The organism is Methylophaga sp. OBS1 (assembly GCF_026319365.1).
Genome location: NZ_JAPDMS010000001.1, coordinates 29,265 through 48,789 on the forward strand (window position 1 = coordinate 29,265; position 19,525 = coordinate 48,789).

General features: G+C 50.7%; 20 protein-coding genes and 1 tRNA gene. 15 read left to right on the forward strand and 6 right to left on the reverse strand.

What is annotated here, in order from left to right; all coding sequences use genetic code 11:
- Window positions 1-469: 469 nt before the first annotated feature.
- Window positions 470-1,213 carry an NfeD family protein gene (locus tag OMQ46_RS00140; RefSeq protein WP_266234818.1) on the forward strand — a complete coding sequence of 248 codons (744 nt, stop codon included), beginning with the start codon at window positions 470-472 and terminating at the stop codon, window positions 1,211-1,213.
- On the forward strand, window positions 1,210-1,974 hold the full coding sequence (locus tag OMQ46_RS00145) for a slipin family protein (RefSeq protein ID WP_266234820.1): 765 nt from the start codon (window positions 1,210-1,212) through the stop codon (window positions 1,972-1,974). Before OMQ46_RS00140 ends, OMQ46_RS00145 begins: the two co-directional genes overlap by 4 nt.
- Here OMQ46_RS00145 and OMQ46_RS00150 read toward each other — a convergent pair.
- Window positions 1,971-3,332: a class II fumarate hydratase gene (locus OMQ46_RS00150; RefSeq protein ID WP_266234821.1), complete on the reverse strand. Its 1,362-nt coding sequence runs from the start codon at window positions 3,330-3,332 to the stop codon at window positions 1,971-1,973. The genes OMQ46_RS00145 and OMQ46_RS00150 overlap by 4 nt on opposite strands.
- Window positions 3,325-3,555, reverse strand: coding sequence for a DUF2789 domain-containing protein (locus OMQ46_RS00155; RefSeq protein ID WP_266234823.1), 231 nt, complete (start codon window positions 3,553-3,555; stop codon window positions 3,325-3,327). The genes OMQ46_RS00150 and OMQ46_RS00155 overlap by 8 nt, the downstream gene beginning before the upstream one ends.
- 441 nt (window positions 3,556-3,996) lie before the next feature.
- On the opposite strand from OMQ46_RS00155, the gene OMQ46_RS00160 reads away from it, so the two are divergent.
- Window positions 3,997-4,635: a response regulator gene (locus OMQ46_RS00160; RefSeq protein ID WP_266234825.1), complete on the forward strand. Its 639-nt coding sequence runs from the start codon at window positions 3,997-3,999 to the stop codon at window positions 4,633-4,635.
- Window positions 4,636-5,796: 1,161 nt separating this feature from the next.
- Window positions 5,797-6,366: a recombinase family protein gene (locus tag OMQ46_RS00165; RefSeq protein ID WP_266234826.1), complete on the forward strand. Its 570-nt coding sequence runs from the start codon at window positions 5,797-5,799 to the stop codon at window positions 6,364-6,366.
- Here the strand turns inward: OMQ46_RS00165 and OMQ46_RS00170 are convergent.
- Together OMQ46_RS00170 and OMQ46_RS00175 are read right to left on the reverse strand one after the other, a co-directional pair.
- Complete coding sequence (locus OMQ46_RS00170) at window positions 6,363-6,953, reverse strand: hypothetical protein (RefSeq protein WP_266234828.1); 591 nt, start codon at window positions 6,951-6,953, stop codon at window positions 6,363-6,365. The two genes, OMQ46_RS00165 and OMQ46_RS00170, sit on opposite strands and share 4 nt — an antisense overlap.
- A gap of 252 nt (window positions 6,954-7,205) precedes the next feature.
- A tRNA-Leu gene (locus OMQ46_RS00175) sits at window positions 7,206-7,290 on the reverse strand.
- A 157-nt stretch (window positions 7,291-7,447) separates the two neighbouring features.
- On the opposite strand from OMQ46_RS00175, the gene OMQ46_RS00180 reads away from it, so the two are divergent.
- The 7 genes from OMQ46_RS00180 to OMQ46_RS00210 all read left to right on the forward strand — a co-directional run bounded on the left by OMQ46_RS00180 (window position 7,448) and on the right by OMQ46_RS00210 (window position 12,981).
- Window positions 7,448-8,314 (forward strand): HDOD domain-containing protein, encoded by an 867-nt coding sequence (locus OMQ46_RS00180; protein WP_266234829.1) that lies wholly within the window; start codon window positions 7,448-7,450, stop codon window positions 8,312-8,314.
- 128 nt (window positions 8,315-8,442) lie between these two features.
- A complete protein-coding gene (gene queA, locus OMQ46_RS00185) occupies window positions 8,443-9,474 on the forward strand; it encodes a tRNA preQ1(34) S-adenosylmethionine ribosyltransferase-isomerase QueA (RefSeq protein ID WP_266234831.1) in 1,032 nt (343 codons plus the stop codon).
- Window positions 9,471-10,208, forward strand: a complete 738-nt coding sequence (locus OMQ46_RS00190; RefSeq protein ID WP_266234833.1) for an RNA methyltransferase — start codon at window positions 9,471-9,473, stop codon at window positions 10,206-10,208. Before queA ends, OMQ46_RS00190 begins: the two co-directional genes overlap by 4 nt.
- Window positions 10,201-10,998, forward strand: coding sequence for a serine O-acetyltransferase (gene cysE / locus OMQ46_RS00195; RefSeq protein ID WP_266234835.1), 798 nt, complete (start codon window positions 10,201-10,203; stop codon window positions 10,996-10,998). The genes OMQ46_RS00190 and cysE overlap by 8 nt, the downstream gene beginning before the upstream one ends.
- 50 nt (window positions 10,999-11,048) lie before the next feature.
- On the forward strand, window positions 11,049-11,495 hold the full coding sequence (locus OMQ46_RS00200) for an Rrf2 family transcriptional regulator (RefSeq protein WP_266234837.1): 447 nt from the start codon (window positions 11,049-11,051) through the stop codon (window positions 11,493-11,495).
- Window positions 11,496-11,508: 13 nt separating this feature from the next.
- Window positions 11,509-12,651: a cysteine desulfurase family protein gene (locus OMQ46_RS00205; protein WP_266234839.1), complete on the forward strand. Its 1,143-nt coding sequence runs from the start codon at window positions 11,509-11,511 to the stop codon at window positions 12,649-12,651.
- A gap of 3 nt (window positions 12,652-12,654) precedes the next feature.
- Window positions 12,655-12,981, forward strand: coding sequence for a HesB/IscA family protein (locus tag OMQ46_RS00210; protein ID WP_416234826.1), 327 nt, complete (start codon window positions 12,655-12,657; stop codon window positions 12,979-12,981).
- 15 nt (window positions 12,982-12,996) lie between these two features.
- Here the strand turns inward: OMQ46_RS00210 and OMQ46_RS00215 are convergent, their stop codons facing one another.
- A complete protein-coding gene (locus OMQ46_RS00215) occupies window positions 12,997-14,022 on the reverse strand; it encodes a M14 family metallopeptidase (RefSeq protein ID WP_266234840.1) in 1,026 nt (341 codons plus the stop codon).
- Window positions 14,010-15,437 carry a glutamate--cysteine ligase gene (locus OMQ46_RS00220; protein ID WP_266234842.1) on the reverse strand — a complete coding sequence of 476 codons (1,428 nt, stop codon included), beginning with the start codon at window positions 15,435-15,437 and terminating at the stop codon, window positions 14,010-14,012. The genes OMQ46_RS00215 and OMQ46_RS00220 overlap by 13 nt, the downstream gene beginning before the upstream one ends.
- 108 nt (window positions 15,438-15,545) lie before the next feature.
- On the opposite strand from OMQ46_RS00220, the gene bioA reads away from it, so the two are divergent.
- The 4 genes from bioA (at window position 15,546) to ahpF (ending at window position 19,518) form a co-directional block, all read left to right on the forward strand.
- Complete coding sequence (gene bioA / locus OMQ46_RS00225; RefSeq protein ID WP_266234844.1) at window positions 15,546-16,853, forward strand: adenosylmethionine--8-amino-7-oxononanoate transaminase; 1,308 nt, start codon at window positions 15,546-15,548, stop codon at window positions 16,851-16,853.
- Between the two features lie 119 nt (window positions 16,854-16,972).
- A complete protein-coding gene (gene pqqA, locus OMQ46_RS00230; protein WP_081443609.1) occupies window positions 16,973-17,044 on the forward strand; it encodes a pyrroloquinoline quinone precursor peptide PqqA in 72 nt (23 codons plus the stop codon).
- A gap of 242 nt (window positions 17,045-17,286) precedes the next feature.
- Window positions 17,287-17,853 (forward strand): alkyl hydroperoxide reductase subunit C, encoded by a 567-nt coding sequence (ahpC, locus tag OMQ46_RS00235; protein WP_266234846.1) that lies wholly within the window; start codon window positions 17,287-17,289, stop codon window positions 17,851-17,853.
- Window positions 17,854-17,937: 84 nt separating this feature from the next.
- Window positions 17,938-19,518: an alkyl hydroperoxide reductase subunit F gene (gene ahpF / locus OMQ46_RS00240; RefSeq protein ID WP_266234848.1), complete on the forward strand. Its 1,581-nt coding sequence runs from the start codon at window positions 17,938-17,940 to the stop codon at window positions 19,516-19,518.
- Window positions 19,519-19,525: the final 7 nt, after the last annotated feature.

Sequence of the window (19,525 nt, forward strand, 5' to 3'; positions counted from 1 at the left end):
GGCTTTCATGCTGGTCCGGCTGGATACACCGGGTNGCCTNGACTTATCAATGCGGGAAATGATTAAGCACATCATTGCTTTCCCTGTGCCAGTGGTCACTTATGTCACTACGGGAGTCGCCCTCTCTGCCAGTTCCGGCACCTATTTGTTGTCTGCCAGTCATGTCGCGGCCATGACTCCGGCCTCCAATCTGGGGGCGGCAACACCGGTACAAATGTCGCCGGGCTTTGCCCCCGCCGACGATAAATCGCCACCACCCGAGACGGGACAAGACAAAAAGCAGGAAGCCGATTCCGAGCCGGCTAATGACGGCGATGCGATGACCCGAAAAGTGGTGAATGACGCCGTGGCTTATATCAAGGGCCTGGCTGAACTTCGGGGCCGTAATGCTGAATAGGCGGAAAAAGCAGTTCGTGAGGCACAGAGTCTGACTGCTGAAGCCGCACTGGCAGACAACGTCATTGATATCGTGGCAACTAACCAGCGGGATTTGATTCAGCAACTGAATGGCAAAAAGGTGAAGGTGCTGGGCAACGAGACCACGCTCGAAACCGACGCTGTCACACTGACCGAGATCCTGCCTGACTGGCGCAATAAAGTGCTGGAAATTATAACCAACCCCAATATCGCTTATATTCTGATGATGATTGGGATTTATGGTCTGATCTTTGAGTTTGCCAACCCCGGTTCGATTGTGCCGGGTACCATCGGGTCTATCTGTTTGTTGCTGGCCTTGTTTTCCTTCCAGATCCTGCCCATCAATTATGCTGGCCTGGCATTGATACTACTGGGAATAGCCCTGATGGTGGCAGAAGCCTTTCAGCCGAGTTTCGGTGTATTGGGACTGGGCGGTGTGGCGGCATTTGTGGCTGGTTCGGTGATGCTGATTGATACGGAGTTGCCCGGTTACGGTGTCAATATGGGGATTATCGCCGGTGTGACGGTATCCACAGTGGCTTTTTTTCTGATGGCCCTGGGTATGGTTTTACGAAACCGCGATCACCCGATTGTGTCAGGACAGGAAGAAATGATTGGCGCAGTCTGTGTCGCCGATGAGCATTTCTCAGAGCGGGGCAAGGTACTGGTTCATGGTGAACGCTGGACAGCCGTCACCCGCACGCCTTTGAAAAAGGGCGACAAAGCGGTGGTAAAAGCCCTGGAAGGACTCACGCTGGAAGTCGAAGCACTAGCTAAAGATGGGGAGGCAATATGACATTACAATTTCTGGCAGTGGTCGCGATAGCGATCATCGCGCTGTTGATCAGTGCGGTAAGGATTCTTCGCGAATACGAGCGCGGCGTGGTGTTCCTGCTGGGCCGTTTCTACAAGGTGAAAGGCCCTGGCTTTATCATTATTATTCCTTTTATCCAGCAGATGGTCAGGGTTGACCTGCGTACCATTGTGATGGATGTGCCCACCCAGGATGTGATTTCTCAGGATAACGTCTCCGTACACGTCAATGCAGTGGTTTACTTTCGAGTCATCGACCCACAGAAATCGATTATCCAGGTGGAACAATACTACGATGCGACCAGCCAACTGGCACAGACCACACTCAGATCGGTGCTGGGCCAGCATGAGCTCGATGAAATGCTGTCTGAGCGCGACAAACTCAACAATGATATCCAGTCGATTCTTGATTCCCAGACTGATGCCTGGGGTATCAAGGTGGCGAATGTTGAGATTAAACACGTGGATCTGGATGAAAGTATGATCCGGGCGATTGCCAAACAGGCCGAGGCGGAACGTAATCGTCGTGCCAAAGTGATACATGCCGAAGGCGAATTACAGGCGTCGGAAAAGCTGCAGCAGGCCGCGGAAATTCTGGCGAAGCAGCCCCAGTCTCTCCAGTTGCGTTATTTGCAGACACTGACCGACATCGCGGGTGATAAGTCGTCGACGATTGTCTTCCCATTGCCGGTCGAGCTGCTGGATGCCATGCGCTCAATGAGTGCCAGAAAAGGCAGTGATTAAGCGTTGGAGGAAGGGGTAATCATCGTTTCGGGTCGAATTAGCCGGTCATACGCTGCAGCGCTCATCATTTCCAAGTCGATAACGGCCTGGCGCAAACTGCACCTCTGCTCGCTGGCATAGTGAACAATCTCGGTCACTTTGTCGTATCCCAGGTGCGGCGTCAGGGCTGTGGCGAGCATCAGGCTTTTTTCCATCATTTCCTGCAGCTGCGTTTCATTAGGCTTGATGCCAGAGACGCAGAAGTTGTCAAAACTGGTGATGGCATCTGCCAGTAACGCCAGCGACTGAATGATATTGAGCGCGATCACCGGTTTAAAGGTATTAAGCTGGAATTGTCCCTGCGCATTGGCCATGGTGATGGTCAGATGATTTCCCATAACCTGGGCACAGACCATATTCAGCATTTCACATTGGGATGGGTTGACCTTACCGGGCATAATTGAAGAACCCGGTTCATTGGCAGGCAGTGTTAGTTCACCCAGGCCACATCGTGGACCGGACGCCATCAGTCGCAGGTCACTGGCTATCTTGTTGAGGCTACTGGCCAGGGTGTTCAGGCTGCCGGAAAGGGCGACTATGGCATCATGACTGGCCTGGCCGGCAAAGCAGTTATCACTGGGTTTGAACGTGTGGCCGGTCAGTTCATTCAGCCTGTCGCAGAAGGCTGCAGCAAAGCCCGCACGGCTATTGATGCCAGTGCCGACAGCAGTACCCCCCATCGTCAATGACAGCAAATCGGGTAAATCTGACTCAAGCTGATGTTGTGAGAGCTTAAGCTGGGCGGCATAGGCAGAGAATTCCTGGCCCAGAGACAGCGGCGTGGCATCCTGCAGGTGCGTCCTACCGGTTTTCAGCAGCGACTGCCAGCTATCGGATAAATTCTCAAAACGCTGAGCCAACTGCCTGAGTGCCGGCAACAGGCTTGTATTCAATAAGGACACCGAGGCGATATGTAATGCTGTCGGAAAGCTGTCATTGGTTGACTGCCCGAGGTTGCAGTGATCATTAGGATGAACCTGGTGTTGTCCGTCCAGCGTCTGTGTGGCCAATGTAGCCAGCACTTCATTGACGTTCATATGCGACTGCGTACCGGAGCCGGACTGCCAAAGCGAGATCGGGAACTGATTATTCAGTTGCCCCTGAAACAACTGTTTTGCGGCCAGTTTGATAGCCTCAGCGATGCGCTGCTCCAGTCTACCATGTTGCTGATGGGTATCAGCGGCGCAGTATTTGACCAGCCCATAGGCCCGAATAATGGGGTCAGGCAGCGTTTCCTGACCAACGCGGAAGTGCTGCAGGGCAGCATCGGTCTGCTGACCCCAGAGGGTGAATTCGGGCTTTGGGGTGATGTCACTCATGCAGTAAAGCGTTGAGTTGATCTACAACTTCCGCCCAGTCAGAGTCGTCGTTCAGGCACTCTTCGATAAAGGCCGCCTGGCTGGGTGTCCAGAATGGCGCATCTTGCAGCGCTTCATCCTGAGCCAGCTTATTGTCTTTGATGAAAGCATCGATCGCTGCCGGGTCATTATCAAGCCCAAGCTGAAGAAACAGATTCTCCAGTGAATGAAAAGTCGCTTCCATATACCACTCCTGCTGATAGCAAACCCTGTTTGGCTCAGCTTACGCGAGTCTCGCAGATTAGAAAAGTGGCGCGGTTAATCGCTTAACATTCTGCAACTGTCTGATTTATAGCTTTAATTTTGCTATCATTTGTCTGTGAGCCTGGCCGTGAAAACGTGAAATAAGTTCATTCCCAATTGCGTATCAAGCAATTTCTATTGAGTACGGCCTGTTAACCTGTGTTTCGAAATAGCTAAGAGTGACGCTGATCACCCTCACGCCAAGCAGTATATTCACATGCATCTGACAGAGCGTCAGTACAATCGACTCTGCACCAGCTAAACTCAGGATTATCCAGAAGAAACAGAAAATAATTATCCAGCAAGCGTATAATCTAATGAGACCTTGAACAGACAACTTATATAATATGTTGCGAACAATATAAATTGCAGACAGGTAACTATGGAAGAGCAACTCTACACCACCACCAAGGTGGCAAAGATTTTCGGCGTCACACCCAGAACCATCCAGATGTGGGCTGACAGTGGCATGATTCAGGTCACCAAAACACTGGGCGGGCATCGTCGTATCACTGCGAGGGAAGTTGAACGGCTGGCACGCGAGTTAGGCAAGGGTAAGGCAGAAGAAAAAGCTGAAAGCCCATCAGTTACTGCAGACAAAGCAGTAAAGTCGGCGACTGATATTGTCAGGATTATGATCGTTGACGATGATAAAGATTTGCTCAAACTCTACCAGATGCAGATCGAAAGCTGGGAAACGCCAAAAACAGCAGTCTATCTTGCCCATGACGGTTATGATGCGCTGCTTCAAATTGGCTCTAAAAAACCGGACATCATTATTACCGACTTACGCATGCCACGGATGGATGGTGCCCACATGATTAACGTTATCCAGCAGAATCCGGATATGGACCATTGCCAGATTGTGGTCGTGACTGGTTTGAACAAAGATGAAATCCATCAGAACTACGACTTACCAGAGAATGTGATTGTAGAGGAAAAACCGATTCCTTTTGCGCGCATTCAACGCCTGGTCAAGGATTACACGCAAGATCAGGCAATCTCTAGCTCGAATAATTAATTCACTAATTTCGTTTTTTAGCGCTTTATAACTTGTTAAATTTCGCCTTTTAAAGCAGGATTTAGCTCTATAGTGAATTCCTGTACCTATCCTGCGACTTCTGTATGGTTTAAGTTACATTTTGTACCATAAAAAGTGTCTAGGTTTAGAGGTACAATGGCGCGCAGGATCATACTCTGGAATTAGCTCGTAGTAGCCGACCTGACAATCAAGCAGGACTTTGAAGGACACACTGTCTGAATGACCTGCATCGTGCGGCGGGAGGTGAATACAGACATCTACCTGCTCAGTGGTATCGCTTTGATGGTGTCAAGCTGATTGAAGAACTAACTGTGGAGAATCCTACTGTTAAACTTTCAAGCTGGTAGATATGGTGGAAACTTCGCAGTGAAGGAGCTGGTGTATGCCTACGCAAATGTGTCAGTCCGAAGTTCCAACTGAAAGTCATAAAGGCTTTAGACACTCTCCAGATTCAAGGTATCGCTCTAGCTGAACACGCTTCTGAAGACGTGCTGAACAATCCAATGGCGTATCTGGAGACGGTCTTACCACACTGCAAACAAAGTGATGAAACAATACCTGCCTCAAATCAGCTCAAGTCTCTACCAAACAACCTAGCTAGCAGCCCGACGAGACTTCTCTCCCTGTAACCAGCACGTCGAGCTATGAAGTAGTTACGGATAGAGAAAAACAAGCCAATCAAGCCACAGGCAACTCCTATGCGTTCAATCCAGCGAATCCTTGGAGCAATAATCGTTTCGAGCATACCTTGGGTGAGTATGGTGTTTTCAGGTTGAATTGCAGCTTTATTTGAAAGCCATGCAGGGATGATGAAATAGAAAAGCGAAAAGGTTACAAAACCGAATATCAAAGCTCCTACCCAAGACAACTTAGAGCTAATGTGAGTTGAGTCAGAGATGATTGAGTTTGCTGAGCTCCTCCTTCTGTATCGTCTTCCCATGACGTTTATTCCAATAATGTTAACTATGAATAAACATAGTCTCAACTTTCTGAAAACTGATCAATTCCAGTAGCTCAAAAGCTACACCAAAAGAGCTACCCAGCGGTGACTCTCTCAATGTGGCTCAAACGTGTTGATTTTTACTGAGCCAGTCTCTAATATGTGAGCCATACATATTGAGCCATCAAGGAGAGCAAGTAATGTCAGTGATTGGATACGCCCGAGTCAGCACCGGAGAGCAAACTACTGAGACCCAAGTACACGCCCTCAAGGAGGTTTACAACGTGGACAAGTGGTGCACCGACGAGGCTGTATCGGGAGCGACCAAAGGGAAAGACAGAAAGGGACTCGGTGCTCTCTTGAGCTATGTCCGTGAGGGAGATAAGGTCGTGGTCTATTCGATTGACCGTCTGGGCAGAGATACCATTGACGTGCTCACAACAGTAGAGGAACTCAGAGAGAAGGGTGTAGCGATCCTCTCAATGCGTGAAGGGTTCGACCTATCGACTGACCACGGGAAGCTCATGCTGACCATGCTGGTCTCACTCGCTGAGCTTGAGAGAAAGAACATCAAGGCCCGTCAGATGGCCGGTATTGAACGAGCGAAGGCCGAGGGGAAGGCTCTTGGTAGGAAGAAACAGATAGACGATTCTGAGGTTGTTCGGTGGAGGAGGAGTAACTCGGCGAGTATCAAGCAGACTGCCGAGCATTTCGGCATCTCTCCTGCTTCGGTTAAGCGTGCATGTTCAACTATTCAGCTTGGAAATTAAATACAACTTTTGGCTGTGTACGAGATGATAGCAAGCGCAGTCATTAGATAGGGGGAGTAGTAGTCTGAGTAGGCGTTTTTGGTCCACAATAGTTCTAACTCAACTAACACTGAAGGTAGTAATGTCTTCAGTGCATTGATTTTCTCATCAACAACAACTTCCTCATAATTACCTGCGTTGTATTCACCACGGGAATATCTCCATAACCATAATCGGCTTTTGACTGAAACATGGTTAGGATCAAGTTTATCCTTAGAAGTTGTATCGACAAGTCTGGGTATCCAGTTGCGTTGCGCGCGTTCTCTGTACACTCTAACTCGCTGACGAACATGAGTAGAGAAAATGAAGTACCTAATAACTAAATAGATTAGAGCGGCAACGAGAAGCCAGTCAATGAGCCATGGACGTGCGATCTGGAAAGACACACCAAATGGAAGTGTAAGGGAAGAACTCCCGTTGGTGTCTGTTTGAATCTCGCCGCCAATCAGGTTGATCGCAATGATGATTATTGTAACGGTGAGTAGCGTTTTGCGTTGTCGTATATACAACGGTGATTTGATGGGGTTGAATTCCTCCTCTGAAGCCACTTCCTATCTCCATGCCACCAATAATCACAGCTTCCACCATAGACTAAATACATAAAGAGAACAATCAATACAAAATAGTCAATAGTACTAGCCTCGTGGGGCGCGGCTTAGTCTTAGACGCTGAAAATACAGAAGACTAGTAATAAACTCAGAGATGAATGAAAAAGTCGTCCACAAGCGTCGTCCACACGTCAAGAACGCTTATCGGGTAACATTATGATATTGAAGGGGAATTGTTGCAGGTAAAAGTGTTGGTACCGAGGGTGGGAATCGAACCCACACTTCCGAAGAAACCGGATTTTGAATCCGGCGCGTCTACCAATTCCGCCACCCCGGCAACCAAGGCCGCAAATTATAACGACTACGGTCACCTAAGTGAAGCCTTAATTTAGCCTGTGACCTTTATCACCTTTTATCAGGATATGGCTTGACCGCAATACAGAGGACAGGCGAAACTCGGTCTTTAACGTCGAAATCGAATTTAAGGTCGTTCCATGGACAAAGACTTGGCAGCCACACAGACGGACTCTGAGATTCTTGAAGAGTCATTACAGCAGGCCATATTTGAAGGTTTCGTTGAGGTCCCGATGCTACCTGAGGTAGCCGGTCAGGCCTTATCTCTGGCCCAGGACCCCGAAGCCAGTGCGGCACAAATGGCAACACTGATAGAGCGCGACCAGTCATTGGCAGGCCATGTCATGCGGATCGCAAACTCGGTGGCCTATACGCCACTGGCCAACCTGGTATCACTGCAACAGGCAGTCGCACGATTAGGTATGAATGTGATGAGCGAGATCGCGTTAACCGCTGCGCTGAGTGCAAAGCTGTTTAATACGCCTGGTTATGAAGATTATGTCGAATTTAACTGGCAACACGCGATGGCGACATCACTCTGGTCCAAAGAGATTGCTAAAGCAGCGAACGTGAACACGGAAGCAGCGTTTTTAGCGGGTCTATTACATTCGATAGGCCGTCCGGCAGTGTTGCAGACCGTGCTGGAGCTAGCCAGGCAACAGGACAGCAGTCTGATGCCGGAGACGGTTTACCGGCTTGAAAACAAATACTGTCAGCCGGTGACGGAGCTGGTGGTCACCCGCTGGGGCATGCCGGCTCAGGTGAGGGATTCGATTAAGCCCTATGAGCAACTGGATGCCGGTAATGAATCAGCCAAAATTGCGGCAGCGGTCCATGCCGGCTCTCGTTTTGCTACCTATATGCTTGATATAGCAGCAGATGATGACAAAGAGAGTCTGATGGAATTGGAAGCTCTGGAATTGCTGGGTTTGGACGACAGGCAGGTGGAAAAATTGCTCGACAACGAAGCGCTTATTCAACAGCGTCTTAATGTTTTTATGCCCTAGCTCTTCAGCATTGCTTCAAACTTACATCCTGCTGACACGCTTCTGACGGCAACTATTCAGCCGGCATTTTCAGTCACAGCTTGATTTTGATGGCAAGTCAGGCTGTGCATTCTGCTATGATCGCGTCCATGAAAACGAGTGACTTCCGATTTGACCTGCCAGAAGAACTGATAGCCCAATACCCCTCAGAACAGCGCAGCGCCAGCCGTTTGCTGGCCTTGAATGGGTCTGACGGAACGCTGCAGGATCTGCAATTTACTGATTTACTGCGTTTGCTGAACCCCGATGACTTGCTGGTATTCAACAATACCCGCGTGATGCCAGCTCGCCTGTTAGGCCAAAAAGACAGTGGCGGCAAAGTCGAGGTGCTGGTGGAGCGCGTGCTGGACAACGAACGGGTGCTGGCCCATGTGCGCAGCAGTAAATCGCCAACTACCGGCCGTAAACTACTGCTGGAGGGGCAACTGGAGGTCGAAGTCCTCGGTAGACATGATGCGCTGTTTGAACTTCGCTTTATCGACAGCCAGTCGGTTGTTGAGACGCTTGAGGCGATTGGCCGGTTACCTCTGCCCCCTTATATTGAGCGCGAAGTCGATAGAGCGGATCTGGAGCGCTATCAGACAGTTTATGCTCAGAACACCGGCGCAGTTGCCGCACCCACAGCCGGTCTGCATTTTGATGAAGCGATGCTGGAACGACTCAAGCAGGCCGGTATTGAGACTGCGGCTTTGACCCTGCATGTTGGCGCCGGCACTTTCCAGCCGGTGCGGGTTGAAGATATTCGCTCGCATCAGATGCACAGCGAAGTGATCGAGGTCAGCGAGCAGGTCTGCAACCAGGTCAAAGCAACCCGAGCCCGTGGCGGCCGCGTGATTGCCGTCGGCACCACCAGCGTACGTGCGCTGGAGAGTGCCTCTCAGAATGGAGAAATCGCGCCTTTTGAAGGTGAAACAGACATTTTTATTTACCCTGGTTATGAGTTCAGCAGCGTCGACGCCATGGTGACCAATTTCCACCTATCCGAGTCGACGCTGCTCATGCTGGTATCTGCCTTCGCGGGTCGTGAGCACATTCTTAATGCCTACCAGCATGCGATCGAAAAGCGTTACCGTTTCTTCAGCTATGGTGATGCCATGTTTATTACAAGGAACAAAGGATGACCTCACTGGACAATATTCGCTTTGTGCTGGTTGGCACAACGCACCCGGGCAATATCGGTGCTGCCGCGCGGGCGATGAAAACCATGGGGATCAGCAATCTGCATCTGGTCTCACCCAAGATTTATCCCAGTGCAGAAGCGACTGCACGGGCTTCCGGCGCTGATGATGTACTGCACAAAGCCGTGGTGCATGACAGCCTGGAATCGGCTTTATCCGGTTGCCACTATGCCTTTGCTTTGAGTGCACGTCTGCGCCACCTGCATGTGCCGGTGATGAACCCACGCCAGGCGGTGGAGCAACTGGAGAAGTTTGATGATGATACCCAGGTTGCTATCGTGTTTGGCCGTGAACATTCGGGCCTGTCCAATGATGAACTGGATCGTTGCCAGTATCTGGTTAATATCCCGGCTAACCCCGATTACAGTTCGCTGAATCTGGCTGCGGCGGTCCAGGTTGTGGCCTATGAATTAAGAATGAGTTTTAAACCTGTGATTGATTTCGGCAGAATAGGAGAAGAGCGGGAAGCCATTACTGCCGACGATTTGTCTCATTTATACGCTCATTTCGAGCGTTCTCTGTCGACTATCGGCTTTCTGGACCCGGACAATCCGCGTTATCTGATGCGTCGTATCCGCCGATTATTTAATCGTGCCGATCTGGATCGTAACGAACTGCATATCATGCATGGGATTTTGCGCGCCGCTGAGACTAAAGCGAGGAAAATAGATGAGTGAAGAAATTAGCCGCTGGCAACGTATCAAGGAAGACATCAACTGCGTTTTTGAACGTGATCCGGCTGCGCGTAACGTATTTGAGATTGTCACTACTTATCCAGGTGTCCATGCGGTGCAATTGCATCGTATCAACCATTTCCTGTGGCGCAAAAACTGGAAATGGCTGGCCAAATTTATTTCCACTATCGCCCGCTGGATTACCGGTATCGAGATCCACCCCGGTGCCAAAATCGGTCGTCGTTTTTTCATCGACCATGGTATGGGCGTGGTGATTGGCGAAACGGCCGAAATTGGTGATGACTGCACGCTTTACCATGGTGTGACCCTGGGCGGGACCTCCTGGAAAGAGGGCAAGCGTCACCCGACATTGGGTAACGATGTGGTCGTCGGTGCCGGAGCGAAGGTGCTGGGGCCAATTAAACTGCATGATGGAGCACGTATTGGTTCCAACGCGGTGGTCGTCAAAGATGTGGCGGAGGGCGAGACGGTGGTCGGCGTGCCGGGCCGGATTGTCAGAGCTAAATCTCAGATGACAGAAGATGAGAGACAACAGCAAAAACTGGCTCAGTCTGTCGGCTTTGATGCTTATGGCACCTCCAGCAAAAGTCAGGACCCGGTCGCGACCGCGATTCATGGTCTGATTGAACATATACAGGCCATGGATAAGCGTGTCGAATCACTACGTGAAACCATCCATCGCCTGGGCGGCGAATTGCCGGAAGACGTCGATATGCCTGAGCTGGACAACTGCGATATCTCCAAAGAGAATGACGATTCAAAAGTTGACTAAAACAGTCAGGCATGTACACTTAATAGATTGATTTTTATCTGGATTGAAACATGCGTTTGACCACCAAAGGGCGCTATGCAGTCACTGCCATGCTGGACCTTAGCCTCAACTATGGCGTGGGTGCGATTACCCTGGCAGATATTTCCGAGCGTCAGGGCATTTCTCTGTCCTACCTTGAGCAATTATTCGCGCGGCTGCGAAAACAGGGCCTGGTCAGCAGTTCGCGTGGGCCGGGCGGTGGTTACCGTCTCAGCCGGGCGGCGGATAACATTACCGTGCTTGATGTCATTTCAGCGGTCGATGAAAAAGTCGATACTACCCAATGTGAAGGTCGTCAGAATTGCCACGGTGAAGAACAGTGTCTGAGCCATGAGCTGTGGCAAAGTCTGAGTGACCAGATTCGGGTCTACCTCGACGGTATCACCTTGGCCCAGGTTGTCAGTAACTACGAAAAGAAACGCAGCGGCGAAAAAGTCATTCAATTCGACGTCGTCTAAGCAGGTCTCAACGATGTCATTTACCTATCTCGACAATAATGCCGGGGCAGGGCTGGCGCCGGGCGTGCTCGATGCTATGCTGCCTTATCTGCAGCAACAGCAGGGCAACCCGTCCAGCAGTCACCGCTTTGGCCGTTATGCCCAGGCCGCCATTGATAAAGCCCGCCAGCAGGTTGCAAGCCTGGTTAACGCCCAACCCTCGCAGGTGATTTTCACCAGTGGAGGTACTGAAGCCAACAATCAGGCCATTGCCGGTGTGGCAGAGCGCTTTGACAATGGCAAAATTCTGGTCAGCGCCATTGAGCATCCTGCCATGCTGGAACCCGCTCGTCGGCTGCAACGTCATGGCTTTGAACTGGAACTGATTCCGGTCGATGAACAGGGCCGTGTCAACCCGACCACACTGGCCGGGATGATTGATGAAGACACCCGTCTGGTCTCTGTCATGTGGGCCAATAATGAAACCGGCATGATTCAGGATATACCCGCCCTAGCAGCCGTCTGTCATGACAGGGGCGTGCCATTACTGACCGATGCGGTTCAGGCTGCGGGTAAACTGCCGGTTGATATGAAAGCTGCCGGCGTCGATCTGCTGACGCTGTCGGCGCATAAATTTGGTGGACCTAAAGGCATCGGTGCGTTAATCGTCTCGGCTGAACTCGACTGGCCCGGCTACATTTTAGGCGGTGGTCAGGAAGAGGATAAACGCAGTGGCACTGAGAATGTAGCTGCCATTGTCGGTTTCGGTGCTGCTGCCGATTATGTGCAAGCACAGCTTTCTCATTACCAGCAGCATTGCATTGAGTTGCGGGAACTGCTTGAGAAACACTTGAAACAAATCCCGGGCGTCACCATTTTTGCCAGTGAAGCCGAAAGGCTGCCTAATACCTGCTTTTTTGCACTGCAGGGCTTTGATTCAGATACGATGCTGATGGCCCTGGATAAGCAGGGATTTGCTGTCTCCAGTGGCTCTGCTTGTGGTACAGGCAGACAAACACCAAGTCATGTGCTGACCGCGATGGGCATACCGGATCCAATTGCACTGGGTGCAGTTCGGGTGAGTGTTTCGACAGAAAATACTGTCGAAGAAATAGAACAACTGGCCAAAGTGCTGGAAAAAGAAGCAAATCGCTTCAGTCATTTATTAAACAGGTGAATTATGATTACCTTAACTGAGTCAGCCATTAAACGAGTCCGCGATATGATGAGCAAACGTGAAGGCGGCGTCGGCCTGCGGGTCGGTGTGGTCAAAAGCGGTTGTTCGGGCTACAGCTATGCCTTGGATTATGCTGATGAAGTCGCCAGCGATGATGTTGTCATTGAACAGGGCGATGTCAAAGTTGTGGTCAATGAAGACGCTATGCCCATGCTGGAAGGCATGGAGCTGGACTTTGTCCGCGAAGGGCTTAATCAAAGCTTTAAATTCATCAACCCCAATGTCACTTCCGAATGCGGTTGCGGTGAGAGCTTCAGCGTGACCAAATAATTGATTGCAGGGCGTTCAGCCCTGCAATCGTTCCATCAGGTAACACAAACAGTCCTGTTTGATGACATGCTCATTGAGCGTCATCATGGATGGCATGGTCGGCCGTTTAAACATCAATTCATCATGATGTATTTCAAAAAAGCGGCTGCTGACATCCTCACCATTTTCATCCCTGGCCTCAACAGGTAAGAATCCATTCGCGTTGACCCGCCCCAGCGCCGTGCCGGCAGGGACTTCAAAGAAATTCATTTTCTCCAGATCCCGGTCCAGCTGAAGGTCGACTTCACTGTTATCAAAACTAAAATCCACATCTGGCCGCACTTTGACCTGAGCCACGGTATGAAACAGGTCAATATCCTGAGGATGAACCGGATGATTTGGCAACTCTCTCAGGTTCAGACAACTGTCGATGAAGTCGTAGGCGTGTTTGACACCATAAGTCTGATCAGGCCGTCCACATTCCAGTGTTACGGCCGGACACAGCTGGGCAAAAGCCATCGACTGCACGCCTTTAGGGCGGGTGAAGTAAACCACGAAGCGGGCGAACAGAGTCGCCAGTTGCTGATAGGCAGGCTCCAGTTTATTGATGCAGGCATAGTGTGGGTTGAGACCGGTATTGTTATGGATGTCGATACTTGCAAACAGATTGCGGTTCGCCATGGTGTTAACAATAGTCTGAGCCATATCTGTTTCCGGGCAGAGGGAATACTCGGTGCCGGGCCAGATACGGTTGAAGTCAGCCTGGTCATCAAGACGGCGCAGGCCGTCACGTGCTGCCTCGACATTACCGAAAAAGATAGACAAATTACGCGGCAGCATGCGTGACTGATATTTCTTCAGTAGTTGCTGCACGGCGAGCAGACCGGTCGTTTCATTGCCATGCAGCATGACCGACAGAAACAGGGTGTTATTTTGCTTACCCTTAAGGTGCAGCAGGGTGGGGCGGCTTAGCACCTTATGTAAATCACGGGCACTGCTTTCCAGCAGACCGTCAGGGATAGAGTCGAGTTGCTGCAGTATGTCTTGTTTCAAATCGGCCATTGGCTTACCACCTCGCCCTCTTGCTGATGATGCAGGTAATACCGGCTCATTCTGCTGAAGTCTTTACCATATTTAGCAATAAAAGCCCGTTGCCAGTCACTGCCAGTTTGATGCCGTTCGACTCTGTCAGCAATGATTTTGAGGTATTTATCACGATCACCGCTTTTGATACCGAGCTTATCCAGTCCTTGTTCCGCCAACGGCAGGCAGGTGTTCAGAATAAACTGCTTTAAGGGCTGGTGTGAGCCATCAAGGTCTACTATCGCTGTGTCGAGGCCATAACGGGCCGCTTTGTAGAAATTATCCCGGGCATCGGCAAAGGCGAGCTCAGTGCCGTAAGCAATGATGCGGTCACATAAGGCATGTGTGAGTCCGTAATAAAAGGCGGCATTAGCCAGCATATCTGTGATGGTAGGGCCCGCTGCCGGTGTGCGGTGTTCGATACGGATATGCGGTTTGGCGCCGATAAAGCCGATTAATGGCCGGTTCCAACGCCAGATAGTGCCGTTATGCAGCCGCAGGTGTTCAAGCTGGTCACTGGCTTCGCCCAGATCGACAGGTAATAGCACCGGGTAATGTTCGAGATTTTCTTCAAAACATTCGAAGATAGAGTGACGGGCATAATCACTGCCGAAACTGACCCGTTTCACCGGTCCATGTGCCGCACCGGCGAAACCACCGGCTTCAATGGCCTGTTCAAACAGCGGGATGCGGGTTTCCTGCCACAGGCTGTGCCCAAACAGGAAAGGAGAGTTGGCACAAACCGCTACCATCGGTGCCGAGGCTATCAGGGAGGCATTATAAAAATGGTGCGCAATGTTGACCGGCACCTGGGTATGTAACTGCAGAGAAGTCGCTGCCGATTCCAACATGACATCGTGATGGGTAAGTTTGAGATGCTCCTCACCACTGATATCCAGCTTTACCGGTTTGCCGCGGGCAGCCAGAATCTGCTCATTAAGAGCACGATATCGGTTCATATCCGACATATTGAAGACATTCAGATCATCCTGCAGCAGCGTCGGCAGAATACCTGTCATCATTAATTCACTGTCCAGCCGCTGCGCCTGCTGGCTGGCATTGGACCAGGCGTTTTGCAGTTGACGATGCAACTGGCTCAGGGTATCACCGGTCAGGGGGACCGGCTCGGTATTGAACTCAATATTGAACTTAGCGAGTTCAGCGTTGGCAAGTGGGTCATTGAGCAGTTTGAGAAAGGCGTCATTGATCGGGGCAGGCCGCATGGTTTTATCAACCAGCCAGGCCTCCAGTTCGATGCCGGCATAGCGGGTTTCGTGGAGCTGCAGAGCATCGCTGATTAAATGCTGCAAACGTAAGGTCTCGTCACGGAGATGCTCGCTGAAGCGCTCGAAATCCTTCGCAGTGAAGCTGACGCCGGCAATTTCCTGGCCCATGAGAGATGCCTTAGATTGCTATCCTGACTCTAGCTTATAGCAGGCTGAAGCGATAAGCCAAGTTTGTAAAAATTGGGGCCGGCTTGTGACTACTGCTATGATCTGCGGATGGAAAAAACAGCGAATCTCGAGTTTGATGCCGCTCATATCTGGCATCCCTATACCAGCGTGGCCAATCCCCCGCTATTACATGAAGTGCAGTCTGCCGACGGGGTCAGATTGAGACTCAGCGATGGTCGTCATGTGGTTGATGGTATGTCCTCATGGTGGTCAGCCATTCATGGTTATAATCATCCACGTTTGAATGAGGCTGCAAAATCGCAACTGGATAAGATGTCGCATGTGATGTTCGGCGGTCTGACTCATGAACCGGCAGTGAATCTCGCCCGTAAACTTATCGACATCACCGATGACAGTCTGCAGTACGTGTTTCTGGCTGATTCCGGTTCGGTCTCGGTGGAAGTTGCAATAAAAATGTCCATTCAGCACTGGTTTGCCCAGGGTCAGCCACGCAAACAGCGTCTGATGTCAGTCCGCAACGGTTACCACGGCGATACTTTCGGTGCGATGTCGGTGTGTGACCCGGTCAATGGCATGCATTCGATGTTCGAGCAGGTCCTGCCAAAACATATTTTCGCACCGGCCCCTTCCTGCCAGCGAGATGAGGACTGGGATGACAGCCATATCGCCGAGTTCAGACGCTTAATCCGCGAACACCATCATGAGCTCGCAGCGGTCATTCTGGAGCCGCTGGTACAGGGTGCCGGTGGTATGAGGATGTATTGCCCCGAATACCTGAGGCAGGTCCGGACATTGTGCGATGAATACGGCGTGTTGCTGATCTTTGATGAAATCGCGACCGGCTTTGGTCGTACCGGATCGTTGTTTGCCTATGAACAGGCCGGCATCGTGCCGGATATTCTGTGTCTGGGGAAAGCCTTGACCGGTGGTTATATGACGCTGGCAGCCACGCTGTGTAATCGAAAAGTCGCAGAGGGCATTTCCGCGGATGGCAGCGGTGTACTGATGCATGGCCCGACCTTCATGGGCAATCCCCTGGCTTGCCGCGTGGCTGCCGAAAGCATTGATGTGCTGATGGAATCAGACTGGCAGGGTAATGTCTCCCGCATCGAAATGCAGCTTCGGAATGAATTAATGCCCTATCAATCACACCAGATAGTCAATGAGGTCAGAGTCAAAGGCGCCATCGGTGTTGTGGATTTGAACCGGCCGTTGGATGATTGTATGGACTGGTTACCGGGCTTTATTGTTGACCAGGGCGTCTGGATCCGACCATTCAGAACGATGATTTACATCATGCCGCCTTATATCATCGATGCGGCTGATTTAAGTTTACTGACTGGTGCCATCGGCAGGATGCTGGATGAGATAGTCCAGCGCCAGGCGATTGAGTGATAGGAAAAATCCTGACCGTAATAGCGGAAAGCGCTGATGTTCGGATTGCTATGGAAAGGTAAACTGCTTCATAGTTATCAGATTGCTGGTAACTCGACAAACAATACGAGGACTGCATCATGTGGACTAAACCAGAATATTCAGACATGCGTTTCGGCTTCGAAGTCACTATGTACATTTGCAATCGCTAATACAGTGTGATTTCATCAAAAAGGCTCTTGGAGGAATTCAAGGGCCTTTTTTGTTTCAGCCTCTGCAAAAAAGCCCTGACAACAGCCACGGAAAGGCAGTATTTCTTGACGATTCAGTCTGCCTGAATTCTTAATCGTTTTTACCAATCATATTAATTGAATTAAGTCGTTGTACCTATCCATTAGGCTCGACTACAATGCCAACTGTCATTTACGACATAACCCAATTAAAGGAGCTAATAATGTCATCACTGATTAATACAGAAATTAAACCTTTTAAAGCGACTGCCTATCACAACGGCGAGTTCGTCGATGTCACAAGTGACGACGTCAAAGGTAAATGGGCTGTATTTGTTTTCTACCCAGCTGACTTTACTTTTGTCTGCCCGACTGAACTGGGCGACGTGGCTGACCACTACGAACAACTGAAAGAAATGGGCGTTGAAGTTTACTCAGTCTCTACTGACACTCACTTCGTTCACAAAGCATGGCACGATGCGTCTGAAACCATTAAGAAAATCAAGTTCCCAATGATTGGTGACCCAACTGGCCGCATCAGCCGTAACTTCGACGTCATGATCGAAGAAGACGGTGTCGCGCTGCGCGGTACCTTCATCATGGATCCAGACGGCGTTATCAAAGCGGCTGAAATCAACGATCTGGGCATCGGCCGTAGTGCAAAAGATCTGGTACGTAAAGTACAGGCTGCACAATACGTCGCGACTCACGAAGGCGAAGTTTGCCCTGCTTCATGGCAGCCAGGTGAAGAAACACTGGCTCCATCACTGGACCTGGTCGGCAAAATCTAAGATCTGCCGTCTTGCCAGAGACTGTGTCCGGGCCCTGCGCCCGGACCCGGTCAACATATTGTTAACTGATTACAGGTATTTATCATGTTGGATGCAAACATCGCTGCACAATTAAAAGGCTATCTGGAAAACATCAAACGCCCAATCGAATTGGTTGCGGCGCTGGATGAGAGTGCCAAAGCCAATGAAATGCGTGAGTTGCTGCAGGAAATCGCAGAGATGTCGCCACAAATCAGCTTTGTCGATGACGTTCACAGCGACAGCCGCAAGCCTTCGTTCCAGATTAAGCAACCGGACGGCGAAGAAAAAATCCGCTTTGCCGGCATTCCGATGGGGCACGAGTTCACCTCTCTGGTACTGGCACTGCTGCACACCGGCGGGCATCCAACCAAACTGAGCGAAGAAGTGATTGACCAGATCAAGAATCTGGAAGGTGAATATCACTTCGAAACCTATATTTCTCTGTCGTGCCAGAACTGTCCGGAAGTAGTCCAGGCTTTAAACGTCATGGCTATTCACAACCCGAATATCAGCCACACCATGATTGATGGTGCGCTGTTCCAGGACGAAGTCGATGAGCGTCAAATCATGGCGGTACCGACTGTATATCTGAACGACAAGAGCTTCGGCCAGGGCCGCATGAGCCTGCCGGAAATCATTGCCAAGCTGGATAAAGGCGCGGTTAAGCGCGAAGCAGAAAAAATAAGTGCCAAAGATGACTTTGATGTGCTGATTGTTGGTGGCGGTCCTGCCGGTGCTTCAGCTTCAATCTATGCCGCCCGTAAAGGCATACGTACCGGTATTGTGGCCGAGCGTTTTGGCGGTCAGGTCATGGATACCATGGCGATTGAAAACTTCATTTCAGTGAAAGAAACCGAAGGGCCCAAGCTGGTCGCAGCACTGGAAGAACACGTCAAGGAATATGATGTTGACGTGATGAACCTGCAACGCGCCAAAAAGCTGAGCAAAAAAGACAAAATGATCGAAGTCGAGCTGGAAAGCGGCGCGACCCTGTGCAGTAAAACCGTGATTCTGGCCACCGGTGCCCGCTGGAAACAGTTGGGTGTGCCGGGTGAAGAAGAGTATCGCGGTCATGGCGTCGCTTACTGCCCGCACTGTGATGGCCCACTGTTTAAGGGTAAACCGGTCGCCGTCATCGGTGGCGGTAACTCGGGTGTGGAAGCGGCGATTGATTTGGCTGGTATTGTCGGTCACGTCACGCTGATTGAGTACAACGGTGAACTGCGTGCTGACGCAGTATTGCAGAAAAAGCTGTTCTCACTGGATAACGTCAGCATTGTCACCGGTGCGCAAACCACCGAAATCACCGGTGCTGATGGCAAAGTGAACGGTCTGGTCTATATCGACCGTGCCACCGAGCAGAAACACACGCTGGATCTGAACGCGGTATTTATCCAGATTGGTCTGGTGCCCAATACTGACTGGTTGGAGGATACGATTACACTGAGCAAATACGGTGAAATCGAAATCGACAATCACGGCCAGACTTCAATGCCGGGTGTGTTTGCTGCAGGGGACGTCACCACCATCCCATACAAGCAAATCATCATGGCGATGGGGGATGGTGCCCGGGCTGCATTGGGATCATTCGATTACATCATCCGCAGCGACTTTGATGATGACAAAGAAACCAACGCTGCCTGATAGCATC

Coding starts and splice junctions, on each gene's coding strand:
- OMQ46_RS00145 (WP_266234820.1), top strand. CDS start 1,210: ATGACATTACAATTTCTGGCAGTGGTCGCGATAGCGATCATCGCGCTG.
- OMQ46_RS00150 (WP_266234821.1), bottom strand. CDS start 3,332: ATGAGTGACATCACCCCAAAGCCCGAATTCACCCTCTGGGGTCAGCAG.
- OMQ46_RS00155 (WP_266234823.1), bottom strand. CDS start 3,555: ATGGAAGCGACTTTTCATTCACTGGAGAATCTGTTTCTTCAGCTTGGG.
- OMQ46_RS00160 (WP_266234825.1), top strand. CDS start 3,997: ATGGAAGAGCAACTCTACACCACCACCAAGGTGGCAAAGATTTTCGGC.
- OMQ46_RS00165 (WP_266234826.1), top strand. CDS start 5,797: ATGTCAGTGATTGGATACGCCCGAGTCAGCACCGGAGAGCAAACTACT.
- OMQ46_RS00180 (WP_266234829.1), top strand. CDS start 7,448: ATGGACAAAGACTTGGCAGCCACACAGACGGACTCTGAGATTCTTGAA.
- queA (WP_266234831.1), top strand. CDS start 8,443: ATGAAAACGAGTGACTTCCGATTTGACCTGCCAGAAGAACTGATAGCC.
- OMQ46_RS00190 (WP_266234833.1), top strand. CDS start 9,471: ATGACCTCACTGGACAATATTCGCTTTGTGCTGGTTGGCACAACGCAC.
- cysE (WP_266234835.1), top strand. CDS start 10,201: ATGAGTGAAGAAATTAGCCGCTGGCAACGTATCAAGGAAGACATCAAC.
- OMQ46_RS00200 (WP_266234837.1), top strand. CDS start 11,049: ATGCGTTTGACCACCAAAGGGCGCTATGCAGTCACTGCCATGCTGGAC.
- OMQ46_RS00205 (WP_266234839.1), top strand. CDS start 11,509: ATGTCATTTACCTATCTCGACAATAATGCCGGGGCAGGGCTGGCGCCG.
- OMQ46_RS00210 (WP_416234826.1), top strand. CDS start 12,655: ATGATTACCTTAACTGAGTCAGCCATTAAACGAGTCCGCGATATGATG.
- OMQ46_RS00215 (WP_266234840.1), bottom strand. CDS start 14,022: ATGGCCGATTTGAAACAAGACATACTGCAGCAACTCGACTCTATCCCT.
- OMQ46_RS00220 (WP_266234842.1), bottom strand. CDS start 15,437: ATGGGCCAGGAAATTGCCGGCGTCAGCTTCACTGCGAAGGATTTCGAG.
- bioA (WP_266234844.1), top strand. CDS start 15,546: ATGGAAAAAACAGCGAATCTCGAGTTTGATGCCGCTCATATCTGGCAT.
- ahpC (WP_266234846.1), top strand. CDS start 17,287: ATGTCATCACTGATTAATACAGAAATTAAACCTTTTAAAGCGACTGCC.
- ahpF (WP_266234848.1), top strand. CDS start 17,938: ATGTTGGATGCAAACATCGCTGCACAATTAAAAGGCTATCTGGAAAAC.